This window comes from Tumebacillus permanentifrigoris (assembly GCF_003148565.1).
Lineage (GTDB): Bacteria > Bacillota > Bacilli > Tumebacillales > Tumebacillaceae > Tumebacillus > Tumebacillus permanentifrigoris.
On record NZ_QGGL01000004.1, the window covers coordinates 135,480 to 150,232 of the forward strand.

The following is a 14,753-nucleotide window of genomic DNA, read 5'->3' on the forward strand; positions in this document are numbered from 1 at the left end:
CATGCGTACCGGTCGCTTTTTTCATAGGGGGATTAGAATCGAAGGCTTGCCAAGTCCATCTCAGGCACGAGACCTTCCTCGGCAGCGCGGCTGAGCAAGGCGGTGATCGCCGCAAACCCAGCTTCCCCCAAGTCGGCGGTGAACTCGTTGACATACAGGTCGATGTGTTGTTGGGCGACTTCGGGCGAGAGTTCTTGGGCGTGGCACATCACGTAGTCTTGCGAAGCTTCCGGGTGTGCCCATGCGTACTCGACAGACTCGCGAATCCACGCGGCGATCTGTTGCAGATCGAGGGAGCGGCGGGCGATGATCGCGCCCAGTGGGATCGGCAGGCCCGTATCCGACTCCCACCAGTTGCCCATGTCGGCCATGAGCGTCAGGCCGAAGTTTGGGTAGGTGAAGCGCGCTTCATGGATGACGAGCCCGGCATCGACTTTGCCATCGCGAACGGCGGGCATGATCTCGTGGAAGGGCAGGATGACGATCTCGCCAACGCCACCGGGGATGTTTTGTGCAGCCCAGAGGCGGAACAGCAAGTAGGCGGTGGAGCGTTCGCTCGGCACGGCTACTTTTTTCCCGGCGAGAGCGGCGGGGTCTTGGGTGCCTGCTTGGTTGGTGAGCACCAGCGGACCACAGCCGCGACCCAATGCGCCACCGCAGGGGAGCAGGGCGTATTCGGAGGAGATGTAGGGTAGGGCTGCGTATGAAATTTTGAGGACATCCAGCTCATTGGAGTTGGCTGCCAAACCGTTGGTGATGTCAATGTCTGCGAAGGTGACGTCAAGTGCGGGTGCATCTGGGATCAGTCCGTGTGCCCATGCGTGAAACACAAACGTGTCGTTGGGGCAGGGAGAGTAGGCAATTTTCATTTAGAGGACCTCCAGGAGAACTGTGCTGGCTTTTTCTAAAGCGTCTAGTGCGTCTTTGATACGCCAGGCGGAACGGTCACGGGGGCCGACTGCGTTGGAGATGGCGCGGATTTCGAGGACGGGGATGCCGAGATCGTGGGCGGCAGATGCGACGCCGAAACCTTCCATCGCCTCGGCGGTGGCACCGGGGACTCGTCTCTGGAGTTCAGCGGCGGTTTCGGCGGTGCCGGTTACGGTGGCGAGGGTGAGGATCGGGCCCTTGTGTGCAGGCAGGCCCGCAAGTTGTAGCGCCTCTGTTAGCTGGTTCGCGAGGCTTGCGTCCACCGGGATGCGGGTGAAACCAAAGCCCAGCTCGTCCAAAGAGCTGAAGCCGTCTGGGGTTTCGGCCCCAAGGTCGGCGGCGATGATCTCGGTGGAGACGACGAGGGAAGTCACCTCTGCCTGACTCGGAAATCCACCGCCGATGCCCGCGCTGATGACGAGGTCGTATGGAGTTGTCGCGAGAATTTTGGTGGTGTTGACGGCAGCGGCGACGGGACCGACGCCGGCTAGTTGGACATCGAATCGGGTGTCGCCTTGGAGTCCGCGCAGGATCGCATCTCGCTCAACGGAGACAGCGACCATGATCAGGATGCGCGCTCCCTTGGAACGAGGTGTTGCTACGTTTTGATTCACATTCATCTCAACTATTCCCCTTCAGTGAGAGCCATTTCTTTGGATGTGTCATTTATTAGACGGAGGGTAGGCCACCCTCACTGCATGCTTCAGCGTCGAGCCTATAAGTATTGTATCTGACAAGTTCTCGTTTCTCAAATTGGAAATGAGCTAGGTAAAAAAAGAGACGACCGGGTGCGGTCGTCGGTTATTCCGGAGTTACCCGATGAAGCGGATCAAGCCAAACAAGTTCAAATACATCCCCATCCCGATATCCCCACAGACGACCACCACGGCTCACCTTGATGTGATAAAGATGGTCTTTGTTCAGTTTCGCCGGGATAGGAAACTTCATCGAACTTTCAGGTACTCGATCCAAACCAAGTCCTTTGTAACTGGATACGTCAGTCCAAGGTAGACTGCAGAGAATTTTCAGCGTCTTGACCATCGTCTGGAAAAATTCCCGCTCCACATCAGTCAGCGCAACCACAGTCTCGTCCAAAAGCTCCCATCCCACAGACGGTTTGGCAGTCGTTTTCACGACGGTGGCGCTGGATGGAACTTTCCCTTTCTTGTTGAGTGGTTGCTTGATCTTTCCCATGTTAGTCCTCGGTCAGTTGGGAGTAGTACTCAACCATTGATTCAACTGTAATCGTTTCATTCGATGCTGTGTTCAGCCACGGGTCTTCTTGATGCGTCAGGTTCTCAAGCCGCTTGGCCGTATAGTCACCATAGGCTTCCCACACTTCCCCGAGGCTTTCCAATTGTTGCAATGTAAACGTCTCAGCCGGGTTAAAATCGACCAAGTCAGACGGATCTATCGGTTGCCATTTATAATCTCGATATTTATCGTACAAGGTATAGTTCGCAGGTCCATGTTCCCAGTGCTCAAAATCTTCCTCAAACAAACGTTCACCCTGGTTCCAAGTCGCATGCCACGCCTGCGCGTAGTAGCACAACTTCTGAAGTTTCAAAGGAGTGATGTTGTCACCGGCCTCATAGTCGACACGCGACCGAAAATAATCCGCTACATCAAAAATCGTTACCATTCTCCCCGCCTCCTTCATACTGCTATTGTAGCATACAGAAAAACAGAACGCACGTTCTTATTATCATTCTCTAACGAATGTAATTTTTTCACCAATTCTTACGTCAGTGGTTTTCCACCCCGCATACCTCCACGCACGGGAATGCGTGTGAGTCCCCTTTTGTTCATTCGCCCACCAAGCTCGATGTTTGTAGGCTGAAGCTGGGAGTTTAAACTGAAGGATTTCTTCAATCTGTCTGCACGTCAACGTGATTGCATCTACTTCGTCATCTATTCGTTTGATGTAATGATATAGTTTAATGTATTTGCCATCGTACATGTAAGTTCTGTCCTCCTGAATCCACATTGTATTCTCTTTTTCCCTACCAAAGTTCCACCATGAATTTGTGTGTACATTTGTTATTTAGAATATCAATATCCAAGGGAATTGGACAATTTATTCTAATCATATACATCCCTTAAAGGGGGGGATGTTTGATGAATACCAGAATCCAATATATTCCTCTAGATAAAATAAGACCTATTTTTCAACTTGAAACCACAGCAGCTTACCTCAAAAGAATGAGTAAATTGAAAAAAGACTTGCTTGATTACGATCTCTTGCTAGCTGTTGAGAAAGATCAGAACGAGGATTTCTTCTACCTTGTTGGTGGTTATGATCGTTATGACTTTCTCTGTAACCACACAAATAAAAAACTAGCTCCCTGTATTGTTGAAGATGACAGTGAACTAGGAAATCAACGATTGTTTAAATTACTGCATCGTCTGTCCAACAGAGGCGACTCGACAAAACCAAACAGGCAATCCGTTCTAGATTTGCTAAAACAAGCTCAAGTTCAACTTGATGCCCACAGAAAGAAAATTGGTTTTTCGATCAAATTCCTCCGCACCAACTACGAATATGACAACAATATACCCGCCATGTTTATTAACAGTAATACTTCAGAAAAAACTATGAACTGGATCGAGAGCTTACCAGTCAGCACCGATGTTAAATACTTTCTTTTCGAAAGGGCTGGATTGGAGAAAGGCAATGCAAAACGATTGTCCCAGGATAGTTTGAAAATAATTAAAAACCTCCTGAAAAACGAGCCAAGGTTTCATGCACTAACACCTGATCAACAAATTCAGGTGTTGGTTTGTGCAATTAATTTCAGGGGGATCGTTCTTAGCCTTTTAAAAGACAAAGTGGAGCAGTTGCTGAAAGTTACCAGCCAAAGCCCAATATGATCTCAGCGCATGCCCTCACATTACGTGAGGGTGTTCTTCATATTTGGAATTCTTATAGAGAACGCCTCTCCCTTGAACCGTCTCGGAGAGGCTATTTCATTAGTCTTATATTGCTTATGGTAAGGGGCACCATATCGCTTTTACTGTATGTCTAATAGAATAACCCGTCTACATATTCGAAAAGTCATTCTCCTTTTATTTCTAAATGATTGTTGTAGGTTCTGAATATTGAGTCAGCCAGCCTTGTCCCAGTTGATACTAACTTTGATAGAACTCTGATTTGCTCTTTACAAGGTACACTATCAATTGGATGGGGATAATTTATCGTATGATCAATTTCACCCCAAATTTCTTCGAATAGTGTTCTGACTTGAATTTCACATGTAATCGAGCTATCCTCACGAGGCTTTACAAGATAATGTATACTTGTGTAATAACTTTCTTTGTGTTGACTTGTAATTCCCAAAGTTTCATAAAACTTCACCATTTCCGGATCCCATGTATATGCCTTAGGTGATTCTGCAAATACCCAATCTCTAGACGTTACTTTTTCAATAATTTTTTCGTGTATTATTGGAAATTGATCATGGTACAGATGCAGAACGCGTAGCCCAGCAAAATCTGTGATTCTAGTAAATAGATTTTCAATAACAATTGGGTCTTCGTCTTTCCATTTTCTATCAAGTTTGTCTCTGAGATGATCAGGATCCTTTAGTCTATATTTAATTGAATGTATCACTGATGTGTGCTTATCGTTAAATGGAGGTTCTAATTCAAAAAAATCTCTAACGCCGTTCAGGAATTGATTAAACCTATGATGAATCCGACTGTATTCATCCACACAGCTTTGAATTGCCACCTCTTTACTCATCGTTTTCCCTACGCCTCCAAAGTACCTATTCTTAGCAATAAATCTTCTGTAAATTCAATATACTTACCCCTTGTCCCTTCATAAGTAGCTCTACTGCCTCCACGAATTGTAGCGATATCCTCCTGTTCTAAAAATTCAAGAGAGGGCACTTTCCACATTGGATTTTTATACTTCTGAGTAATATTAGGTAATGTATTATGAGTATGCATTATTGCTTTTCCGCCAATTGGTGTGCTAAGCATCGTTTCATCTAAATGCGCTCTAACATCTTGTTGGATATAACCCTTTACTGTTTCTGGAATCTGGAGCGCATAACTATAGTGTGCCTGCGCAAGATCAAGTGGTGTTACAGCCGTATATTTTTTTGCATTATAGATTGTAAAGCCTAGGAAACTAACGAAACTGCTCGGGAATTGAGCCCTTTTTTCATTTGATATCAAACTGTAAATCGTTTCAAACTCCTTCTTCCACCTCGATAAATAATCACCAATATTTCGAATTCCATATAAAGAAAACATATCTGGTAGACAAGGAATAAGAAAGCCGTCGACTGTTGAAATGATTACTTTATTTAGGATCCCTAAACTAGGAGAGGTATCGATGATAGCGAAATCATAACCATACTCTGAGCCATAGTCTTCAGCCAAACTTCGAATTTTGGTGATTGTTCTTATAGAAAGAGGATCCCCTCGATAAACCCCATTCCATCTTTCCGCAATTTTATCCTCGTACATATGCATTGATAATCTACCAGGAATTAAACCTAAGTTTGCAGTAACCTGAACTGGAGGGGGCAAAACTTCGAGATCTCCTGTCCCCTCCTCCGTTGTCTTTAGTAGATAATGAATCGTTCTTGGCTCGCTGTTGATTTCATCAAATTTATCAATACCTATTTTTTCTTTGGTTGTTTTAAAATCCTCGATAAATTGGTCCTCTTTTTCCCAAATCTCTGCTATTTTGTCATCAAACAAAGAGCTAATAGTAAGATTGCATTGTGGGTCCGCATCAATCATTAATACTTTATAGCCCATCTCAGAGAGACTATGGGAAAGGTGGAAAGCAAGAGTAGTCTTACCCACACCGCCCTTATTATTAAACAAAGATATTATTTTCATTAATAAAACTCCTTATGTTCATCTATTTTCTCCTTGAGTATTATAACATAGGAATCTCAATTACTAAAGATACTCCTTTACTATAAGAAATTTTCTTATACAAAGCCCTACCTGCCCGCCCATAGTAACTCCCATTCCAAAAACGCACCCCATGTCAATTCCTCAGCCGCTTCCTTGATATTTGCTTCGATCACAAGCATTTTCTCCTTCATCTCGACAATCTCCGGTTCGGCCACAAACCTCTCGAACTTGTCCAACATAACAGCACCTCCGAATTTTATATCATCTCTATGCATGCCCAATCCAAAGAGTTAATGATGAGTAACAAATTGCCTATGGTACTGGCGGACATCATTGAAGCAGACTTCCAGTTCCTAATGCCAGCTTTCAGTTCCGAAACTGCACATGATTTGTTCTCTCTCGATGAGAATTACATCCGATTTTTCGTGCTGGAGGAGGACCGCGAATATTTCAGCCTGACCGCTTCCCTCATCTCCTCCTCTCTTTCCTCCGTGTACTTCCTACGGACAAGGAAAGTCTGTCGTGCCATTGAGCTACTTGAAGTCTCTTCTACGCCACATCTAGGCAGAAGAAGAACAGTTGTTGATGGATGAACTCACCGCCGAGGTACTTCGCACAGACGTATTCGTGGCCATCGCCTGACAAAAGCATTCGGTTCACTTGTTACAGTGGGGGAAACACAGTAGGTTTTGGTCAACTACGGTCGTTTACACAACTGATTCCTATGAAGGTTGCATGCTCGGTTCAATCAGAAATAGACCTCTCTCTGGCGTGCAAGCTCAAGGGAGGTCTGTTTTTTTGTTAGGTTGATAATGGACAAAGAAATAGTCAATACGAAAATGACCTCTGTCGAAATGAGTGGATGAAACCACAGTTTATACACACAAAAGCCACTCCTATATAGGGTGGCTTTGTCTCAACACCAATGTCTAAACTACTTTCTGTGACCTTCCGAATTCCGAATGTATACTGTCATCCAATAATATAATTCATTAATAAACCAGTTCTTTTTCGCATAGACCAAGCGTCTGCGCTGTGGAAGTATGAATTTCTTGGAAATGCTCAGGGCTTTCCACGAGTGACATGCCATAAGAAGGAACCATTTCTTTTATTTTCAGTTCCCACTCGATCATATGTTGTGGGAAGCATTTCTCTAATACCTCAAGCATAACGTGAACGGCAGTGGACGCACCTGGAGAAGCGCCGAGCAAGGCCGCGATCGTGCCATCAGCGTCACTAACAACTTCCGTACCAAATTGAAGTGTTCCTCTACCGCCGGTGTCAGTATCTTTGATCACCTGCACACGTTGGCCCGCCATCACGATCTCCCAATCCCCGCTTTGGGCGTTCGGAATAAACTCGCGCAATTCTTCCATGCGCTTTTCGTTCGATAAGAGAACTTGCTGGATCAGGTATTTGGTCAGTGCCATCTCTTTTACGCCTGCTGCCAACATTGTGACGACATTATTGGGTTTTACAGAACCTAGCAAATCAAAATTCGAACCTGTCTTCAAGAACTTCGGTGAGAAACCGGCAAACGGTCCAAATAGCAATGTTTTTTTGTTGTCGATATATCGTGTATCAAGATGCGGAACAGACATGGGAGGAGCACCAACTTTAGCTTTCCCGTATACTTTTGCATGGTGCTGCTCAATCACTTCCGGATTGTTACAAACCATAAAGAGTCCGCTTACCGGGAATCCTCCAATATGTTTTGACTCAGGAATACCGGTTTTTTGTAGCAAAGGAAGACTTCCGCCCCCACACCCGATAAAGACGAATTTTGCAGTATGGTATTCGATTTTCCCGTTATCGATATCATGCACTTTCAGTTCCCACGAGCCATCGCTAGTACGTTTAATATTCTCAACACTATGCTTGTAGTTGATCTCAACGTTCTTAGTCTGCAAGTGGTCAAACAGCATGCGGGTTAAAGCGCCAAAATTGACATCTGTTCCAGAGTCGATTTTTGTTGCCGCGATCGGTTCATTCGATGTACGGCCCTCCATGATAAGCGGCATCCATTCCTTCAGTTTTTCAGGATCATCGGAAAATTCAATTCCTTCAAATAGAGGGTTGTGTGACAACGCTTCAAAACGTTTTTTCAAAAACGTTACATCACTTTCACCTTGTACGAAACTCATATGAGGCAACGGCATGATAAAGTCCTGCGGATTACGGATCAGGTTGTGGTTTACAAGATAAGCCCAAAACTGTCTTGAAATCTGAAATTGTTCATTAATGTTTATAGCTTTGCTAATATCTATAGATCCGTCAGCTTTTTCGGATGTATAGTTAAGCTCGCACAGTGCAGCATGGCCCGTACCTGCATTGTTCCATTCGTTAGAACTTTCTTCCCCTGCGTTTGCGAGTTTCTCAAACACTTTGATTTCCCATTCCGGTGCTAACTCTTTCAGTAATGCTCCCAAAGTCGCGCTCATGACTCCGGCCCCTATTAGGATAACGTCTGTTTTTCTCTGTATGTTGCTCATTTTAACCTCTCCATTTCTCCAATATTTGAAAAAAAGAATAGGCGCTGCCGCTTAGGGATTACAAAAAGCAAGGCGCCACCTTGGAACACACCTTTTTCTATCTCGATTATACCATATCATTGCTTATTGTAATTTCTTTAGATTCTAATATATATTATTATATAATAATTATAAAATATTTTAAGATGGTAAGAAGGGTGATGACTCCGTCCGCAAGGGCGTACACACAAAAAGCCTTAACTCAGTTTCTTGCAAGAGTTAAGGCTTTGGTTTGTTACCGCGATCATTTTCGGCATGTTGACTGTACTCCTGACCATACTCAACCTAACAAAAAAGAAATAGACCTCCCTTGAGCTTGGCGGCTTAGGAGATCTCTTTCTTAGTAACCTGAGCCGACACCCTTGATGGGTATCAGTTGTGCAACGACCGTAGGTGTTTCCCGCACCTGCGGTCACTTTTTATTTTATGCGTTTCATGTGAATTTATACTACCACATGTTGCGACAACTTCCCAACGCCGCCGTTTCCCTATTTGTGATAAGGTTCACTGTGGTGGTAGCAAGCACAAACTTTCGGGCACACAGGTAAAGTTTTTCTCTCGATCTAAAGAACATGCGCTCCACACTAAATTCCTCTAGATAGAATACAACAAGCACAATTGAATTGGCCCTATCGAACCCGTTCTATCGCGCCTGTTGCAGCGGTAATAGGTTGGTCGTCCACGCGTAGACCGCTTATTTCGACGGTTAGCTGCGTGTAAGATTGTGTATAGCAAGAGGTACTAAGATCAACAATATTGACGAGTGCGCCGTCACCACGCATGAAATCCTGGAAGGACGCTCTAAGTAGACGATCCGGGATTCCTTTACATCCAGATCGCTTGTCCTAATACGCTTCTTATTCGATTAACCCAATACTCACCGATATCAGGTAAGCTATATAATTTATCGTCTGATGCTTCTGCAAGATCACTTACTGTTACTATTTCCCCTTCTTTAAGGATATCGATTTTATGGTCTGTTAACCCATACGGATAGACCTTTGACTTCTTGAGTACTTCAACAGACATTTCCAATATGCCCAAATCCTTCTTCTCGCTGGTTTCTGGCAAAATTATTTTATCGAGTTCTCCACCTCTAAATATTTGACAATATTCCTTCTCTGTGCTAGCCCATTTCTCTACTAGGTCATGTGTTAGCCTACTATTGGGTATAACCTCTATTAAATTACATAAGTTCAATATATAGCGAGTCCCTCGTCCCCCTGACTTCATCGCTCTAGAAGCATCACGCTTGACTATAAAACCAGCGTATTCCATTATTTCAAATAATTTCTTTAATCTCTCGACATGCTCACGATGCACAAGGCAAGACGGGCCATAATCAGGCTTATCTAGTGTTTCGGAAACAAGATGAAATAACTTTTCAGCTAAAATTCTTGTAGGTTCAATTAAAGGTTCGTAACCACCTAACTTAGGTTCAAGTTCCTCTAATAATGGCCAATAGTATTCTGAGGCAAGGTATTTTAATGTAGCCTCAATGTCAGCTAATGCTATAACTTCACTATACTTTATATCCAAAAGATAATTACACGCAAAAATAAATGCCCGAACATTTCCTGTTACAGCTCTACCCATAAACCTTGCAAAATGTTCTAAACTAATAGTTCTCAAGGCGTAATCTGTGATTAAAACTGGATACCTCACCTTTAGTAACTCTACGAAGAATGGAGTAAAAGAATTCGCCTCTTCATTCCTAGCTATATCAATTACACTAGCGTCGTTAAACAAATCAAAACGTGTACCGAACTCTGTTACGCCCGGGTATATTGCGGCTTTACATGAAACATAACTACTAGAAATCGTCCTAAATATATCAAAAAAGTCCTTCAAAGGTGTTTCACGTCCAATATGGGCTGCGTCATCGAAAAATAGCACAAATCTCTTATTGATTTTCGATGATAAATCAAAAAGTGCTTGTTGGAGATTTCCTACATTAGGCTCAGGTTCAAAGAAAACCTCTGTTTCAATATACTTTTGGATAACATTCTTTATTTTTTCAATTAACAATTTGCAAAATATCTTCTCATATTCTAGACCCTCAGATTTTAATAAGGGGAGATATCTTAAGCTAAGATACACTCCGAGTGTTGAAGTTGAAACAGGCACTCTATTGGTTCGAAAGTAAGCCTCTTTCATTAACGTGCTTTTCCCGCTCCCACGTCCACCTCTTAATAAGACTGGACCATGAGCGATCAATTTTCTTAAAATCTTGTTTTCATATTCCGAAAATGTATGGTATTTTTCAAATTCATCATCTGGAAAGTCCTCTGCTGCCAAGATTAGTGAACTATCGAAATATTTATCCTCCATATCTCTCACTCCGCTCCATAATTGAGTCGTATCTTTTAACTGCGTCCTCAAATTCCATTGCACCAATTGTTGTTTTTACTTTGTGGCTTAACAATGAAAGAAGTGCACAATACTGCATTACTTCGCTCATTAATAGTAGAACAGTTGGCCTATCAAAAACTAACTCTGATCTAATAACTAATTCACTATGGACTCCCTTACTTAATTTGGAATAAAGTTTAGATAATCCTTCTCTAGTTTGTTTTACGAAGTGTTCCGGTGGTATACTTCGAATTTCGTCAGATAAATATGGTTTTCCGATATAATCATTTGTATCGTCAAGTAATGAAACGAAAGCTGGCCGCCAGTAAAGCTCTCCATAATAATCTCCAAGTAGTCCCCTTCCAACCTTACCAAAATCCTTATTAGAACTCCACATTTTCTCGGGAACTAGCTCTGCATTTTCGAGTCCTTTCTCGTAAATGTCACCGAACCATTGAATAGCAGACTTTGACCTACTAGCTATTCCGAAACTGTCCTGTTTTTGCACTTCCCCAACAAAGAGTATTCTGAATGGATCAAATCTCCCCACGATAGTTGTACAAACATTCTCTAGTAATGACCTACCATAAAAAGGGCCAAGGAGTCGTATTGTTTCATCATCCTCATGTGGGAGTTCTAATATACGGTCCTCAAAGTTACAAATCACGTTATATAAGTTTGTGAAAATTTCAATACAGTTATCATGTTGCTCATACGCTCCGCACGATAATTTAGCAATATCAGTAAACATTCACACACAACTCCCAGTTGTATAATAATATACTTCCGTAATTATTATACTTCTAATAGTTATGAGATACAATGTATCGCAGTAGTTGCTAATATCATTATGATAAGGCTCACCGTATCACAAGCAATACACAACCTTCAACCAATGACATTTTCATATCGGTCTAACGAACAAGCGTTCCTTCATTTATTCTCCTATGATAGAATACAATCAGCACAACTGAATAGGCTCCTCAAGGGCGGTCGGCTCATCCCCTCATGAAAGGGGGTGAGATCGGTATGATCATTTTCGGCATGTTGACTGTACTCCTGGCCATACTCAACCTGACAAAAAAGAAATAGACCTCCCTTGAGCTTGGCGGCTTAGGAGATCTATTTCTTAGTAACCTGAGTCGACACCCTTGATGGGTATCAGTTGTGCAAACGACCGTAGGTGTTTCCAGCACCTGCGGTCCCTTTTTATTCTATGCGTTTCATGTGAGTTTATTCTACCACATGTTGCGACAACTTCTCAACGCCACCGTTTCCCTATTTGTAATAAGGCTCACCGTATCGCTCTACGTGATAAACGCGAATCTGCCCGTGGGGCGGACAGGCTCCTTTTTTGTGCCGTCAGATGGGCGCAGCCCACAAAAAGGCAGAGGATTTTTTCGAAACTTAGTTCAGGCCTTGCTTTGCCGCCAAGCCCTTCAGCTTGACGTCGAGATCGGAGAGCTGTGCGGACAACGGGTTCAGTTCGTCCTTCATGTGGCCCGGTACCGCACGTTCCACCGAATTGCCCTTGATCAAAAACTTGCCTTGGTGCGCACCCAGCACGTAGTAGTACGGCTCGTCGATCACACGGAAGTCGCTTTGCGGCTTCACCCCGAACAACAACACGGTTTCAGTGGGTTTCATCGCCGGAACACCGTTGAAGTCGATCTGGATTTTGTCATTCCACTTCTCTTTTGGCAGGTCGACTTTTTTGTCGAGGCCGACCGCTTTCTTCGTGGTGACGCCGCCCGCTTCCACGAAGGTCAAGAGATCGCCCTCCTTGGCATTGGAGTTGAAGGACTTCGTGACTTTCACGTACGAGACCGTCTGCGGTTGTGCCTCATTCAAGCCCTGCGGCGTGTAATCTACAGATTTCGTCTCCAGCACGTTGCCGACCACAATGATCTCCGCGTTTTGTGCCAGATCTTCGTACGAGTTGTACAGCTTGGCAAAATCCGCTTGGGATTCGACACGCTCGATGTCTTGCCCCTGCTCTTGCGAAGCGACCGACGACGCGGACGCAGCAGTCACCGCCGGCTGCACGTTGGGGGAAGCCTTCGTGTGGGCTCCTGTAAAGTACACGCCAGCACCCATCGCAGCAACGACCAATACGGCGAGGAGAAGTTTGCTCATTTTTTGAATCTCCCTTCAATTAATGGTACAGAGCGTTGACCCCGTTCAGGTCATCTGCCGTCGCCGACTGCACTTGACGCCCATTTGAGAGTTGGCACATGATGGCATAAGGATTGCTGTTGCTGTGCGCGAGACCGAAGGCGTGGCCAATTTCATGGGCGACGGAACCGCGCTCGTCCCAATCGGACAGCGGGCTGTATGTGACAGAGTTGATTTTTTCCTTGTTCCAACCCCAGTTTTGCGCCGTGGGGGCGACTTTCGTGCTGTATATCCAGAACTCCGTCTCCGCGATGACACCCTGAGACGCATCGTAGTAGTTCCCCGCATACCAGTCCATCACACTCGATGATTGCGTGGTCGTGCTTCGGTACGAAACCGAAGTGGTCACCCCCGTCCGCGCCGTCGAGTTGACCCATTCACTCATCCCGGTGTCGATAACACTGGAACTTCCCGATGCAGAGGAATCCACGAAGTAATACCGCTTGGCGTTCCCGTAACTGCCGACGCCGCCGTTCAGAGTGTAGCCAAACAGGTTGTACCCATACGCCGCCTGCACATCACCGACGAGAACGAACCCAATCAAGGCAGAAGCCACGACCGCTAAGAATCCCTTTTTCATGTCTCTTACTCCTTATGAAAAGATTTAACACCCCTTTCATATAGTAACATAGAGATTTCAATTTAAATATACTTCAGATAACTTTTTCCATTTCGTTTTCTATAGGATATGACGTATCCCAATGCTTATTGGTTACACGGTCAGCCAAAAAGGCCGCCCTTCTTTACTCCCCCCCTTGTACGGTACACTAAAAAAACTAGTTTTAGGAGATAAGGTGATACCAAGATGATACTCATGCAAGCGAACGACATAAAAAAAATCCTACGGCACCGACGTCATCCTCGACGGGGCGTCGATCATCGTGCAAGACCGCGAGCGCGTCGTCTTGATCGGCGTCATCGGGGCTGGCAAATCGACTCTGTTGAAGATCATCGTCGATGACATGACCTATGATTCCGGCACCAGTCGAGGGCGCGGTCATCTCCCCGATCTTCTTCCAACTCTTCCTCAAAAGCCCTTTTATCAAGGTACTCGGTGACGTTGGAGAAGTTGAACCTATCGTTGCCCCTGCCAAGCCCGCTACAAGTGAATACCAGATCAGCATAGTCAGTTCCAAAAAAGAAGCCCTGAATAACGGTTGTTCTCCAAAGTTATCTGCTGGAAACTGTCTCGCCTTCCCGTAACTAGCACGATCAATGGACAATCGTGAAACAGCTTCAACGTCACAACGTGGAATTTTGCTCAATCACCGAGCAATTTGACACCACTACGCCTAACGGTCGTGCCTTCTTCTCTTTGCTCGGTACGTTTGCCCAATTGGAGCGGGAAACCCTTGGTTAAAACGTCAGGCTAGGGGATGAAGCAAAAAGCTAAGGAAGATGAATGGAACGGCCGAACTATCCTCGGCTACGACAATGTAGAAGGGACGCTGGTCGTAAACGAAGCTGAAAAGCTCCTTGCAAGAAGACCCAGACAGGAAAAAGATGTTCCTTAAGACACTGGTCAAGGACACTACACTAACCCCGCAACGCACGCTCGATGAGATCAACTTCAATATAGAAATCCCACACAAGACCCCAACAGAAAAAGACCTCAGCCAACAGGACATAGCTGTTGGCTGAGGTCTCCCCTCTACTACATATTTCGCACTTAACGATGATAAGGTTCACCGTATCACAAGTAATACACAACCTTCAACCGACGACATTTTCCATCTCGGTCTCAAGAACAAGCGTTCCCTCATTAAATCTCCTATGATAGAATACAATCAGCACAACTGAATAGGCTCCTCAAGGGCGGTCGGCTCATCCCCTCATGAAAGGGGGTGAGATCGGTATGATCATTTTCGGCATGTTGACTGTACTCCT

At 44.8% G+C, this 14,753-nt stretch carries 17 protein-coding genes; 4 read left to right on the forward strand and 13 right to left on the reverse strand.

Annotation, left to right across the window (positions count from 1 at the left end; all coding sequences use genetic code 11):
• Positions 1-32: 32 nt before the first annotated feature.
• The 5 genes from C7459_RS05885 to C7459_RS24120 all read right to left on the reverse strand — a co-directional run bounded on the left by C7459_RS05885 (position 33) and on the right by C7459_RS24120 (position 2,917).
• Positions 33-869 (reverse strand): 1,4-dihydroxy-6-naphtoate synthase, encoded by an 837-nt coding sequence (locus tag C7459_RS05885; RefSeq protein WP_109687339.1) that lies wholly within the window; start codon positions 867-869, stop codon positions 33-35.
• Positions 870-1,550: a futalosine hydrolase gene (locus tag C7459_RS05890; protein WP_109687341.1), complete on the reverse strand. Its 681-nt coding sequence runs from the start codon at positions 1,548-1,550 to the stop codon at positions 870-872.
• A gap of 181 nt (positions 1,551-1,731) precedes the next feature.
• The gene (locus C7459_RS05895; protein ID WP_109687343.1) at positions 1,732-2,124 is read right to left on the reverse strand and encodes an MAG6450 family protein; all 393 of its coding nucleotides are present in this window, start codon (positions 2,122-2,124) and stop codon (positions 1,732-1,734) included.
• A gap of 1 nt (position 2,125) precedes the next feature.
• On the reverse strand, positions 2,126-2,572 hold the full coding sequence (locus C7459_RS05900) for a Panacea domain-containing protein (protein WP_109687345.1): 447 nt from the start codon (positions 2,570-2,572) through the stop codon (positions 2,126-2,128).
• A gap of 63 nt (positions 2,573-2,635) precedes the next feature.
• Positions 2,636-2,917, reverse strand: a complete 282-nt coding sequence (locus C7459_RS24120; RefSeq protein ID WP_425450718.1) for a DUF7662 domain-containing protein — start codon at positions 2,915-2,917, stop codon at positions 2,636-2,638.
• Positions 2,918-3,048: 131 nt separating this feature from the next.
• Between C7459_RS24120 and C7459_RS05910 the strand changes: the two genes are divergently transcribed.
• Positions 3,049-3,801: a hypothetical protein gene (locus tag C7459_RS05910; protein ID WP_109687350.1), complete on the forward strand. Its 753-nt coding sequence runs from the start codon at positions 3,049-3,051 to the stop codon at positions 3,799-3,801.
• Positions 3,802-3,985: 184 nt separating this feature from the next.
• On the opposite strand, the gene C7459_RS05915 is transcribed toward C7459_RS05910, so the two are convergent.
• The 3 genes from C7459_RS05915 to C7459_RS23195 form a co-directional block, all read right to left on the reverse strand.
• Positions 3,986-4,672 carry a RelA/SpoT domain-containing protein gene (locus C7459_RS05915; RefSeq protein WP_109687352.1) on the reverse strand — a complete coding sequence of 229 codons (687 nt, stop codon included), beginning with the start codon at positions 4,670-4,672 and terminating at the stop codon, positions 3,986-3,988.
• Positions 4,673-4,680: 8 nt separating this feature from the next.
• The gene (locus C7459_RS05920) at positions 4,681-5,787 is read right to left on the reverse strand and encodes a ParA family protein (protein ID WP_109687354.1); all 1,107 of its coding nucleotides are present in this window, start codon (positions 5,785-5,787) and stop codon (positions 4,681-4,683) included.
• Between the two features lie 107 nt (positions 5,788-5,894).
• Complete coding sequence (locus C7459_RS23195; protein ID WP_170119299.1) at positions 5,895-6,047, reverse strand: hypothetical protein; 153 nt, start codon at positions 6,045-6,047, stop codon at positions 5,895-5,897.
• A gap of 57 nt (positions 6,048-6,104) precedes the next feature.
• Between C7459_RS23195 and C7459_RS05925 the strand changes: the two genes are divergently transcribed.
• Positions 6,105-6,401: a hypothetical protein gene (locus tag C7459_RS05925; protein WP_109687356.1), complete on the forward strand. Its 297-nt coding sequence runs from the start codon at positions 6,105-6,107 to the stop codon at positions 6,399-6,401.
• Between the two features lie 399 nt (positions 6,402-6,800).
• Here C7459_RS05925 and C7459_RS05930 read toward each other — a convergent pair whose 3' ends face one another.
• From C7459_RS05930 to C7459_RS05950, 5 genes are all read right to left on the reverse strand, one after another.
• Positions 6,801-8,300 (reverse strand): malate:quinone oxidoreductase, encoded by a 1,500-nt coding sequence (locus C7459_RS05930; RefSeq protein WP_109687358.1) that lies wholly within the window; start codon positions 8,298-8,300, stop codon positions 6,801-6,803.
• Between the two features lie 864 nt (positions 8,301-9,164).
• Positions 9,165-10,670 (reverse strand): ATP-binding protein, encoded by a 1,506-nt coding sequence (locus C7459_RS05935; RefSeq protein ID WP_109687360.1) that lies wholly within the window; start codon positions 10,668-10,670, stop codon positions 9,165-9,167.
• On the reverse strand, positions 10,660-11,442 hold the full coding sequence (locus C7459_RS05940; protein WP_109687362.1) for a hypothetical protein: 783 nt from the start codon (positions 11,440-11,442) through the stop codon (positions 10,660-10,662). The genes C7459_RS05935 and C7459_RS05940 overlap by 11 nt, the downstream gene beginning before the upstream one ends.
• A gap of 656 nt (positions 11,443-12,098) precedes the next feature.
• The gene (locus tag C7459_RS05945; protein ID WP_109687364.1) at positions 12,099-12,827 is read right to left on the reverse strand and encodes a hypothetical protein; all 729 of its coding nucleotides are present in this window, start codon (positions 12,825-12,827) and stop codon (positions 12,099-12,101) included.
• 19 nt (positions 12,828-12,846) lie between these two features.
• Entirely contained in the window at positions 12,847-13,446 is a 600-nt protein-coding gene (locus C7459_RS05950) for a matrixin family metalloprotease (protein WP_109687365.1), read from the reverse strand.
• 277 nt (positions 13,447-13,723) lie between these two features.
• Between C7459_RS05950 and C7459_RS05955 the strand changes: the two genes are divergently transcribed.
• Together C7459_RS05955 and C7459_RS24125 are read left to right on the forward strand one after the other, a co-directional pair.
• Positions 13,724-13,924 carry an ATP-binding cassette domain-containing protein gene (locus C7459_RS05955; RefSeq protein ID WP_109687367.1) on the forward strand — a complete coding sequence of 67 codons (201 nt, stop codon included), beginning with the start codon at positions 13,724-13,726 and terminating at the stop codon, positions 13,922-13,924.
• 164 nt (positions 13,925-14,088) lie between these two features.
• Positions 14,089-14,226, forward strand: a complete 138-nt coding sequence (locus tag C7459_RS24125; protein ID WP_109687369.1) for a recombinase family protein — start codon at positions 14,089-14,091, stop codon at positions 14,224-14,226.
• The last annotated feature ends 527 nt before the right edge of the window (positions 14,227-14,753 follow it).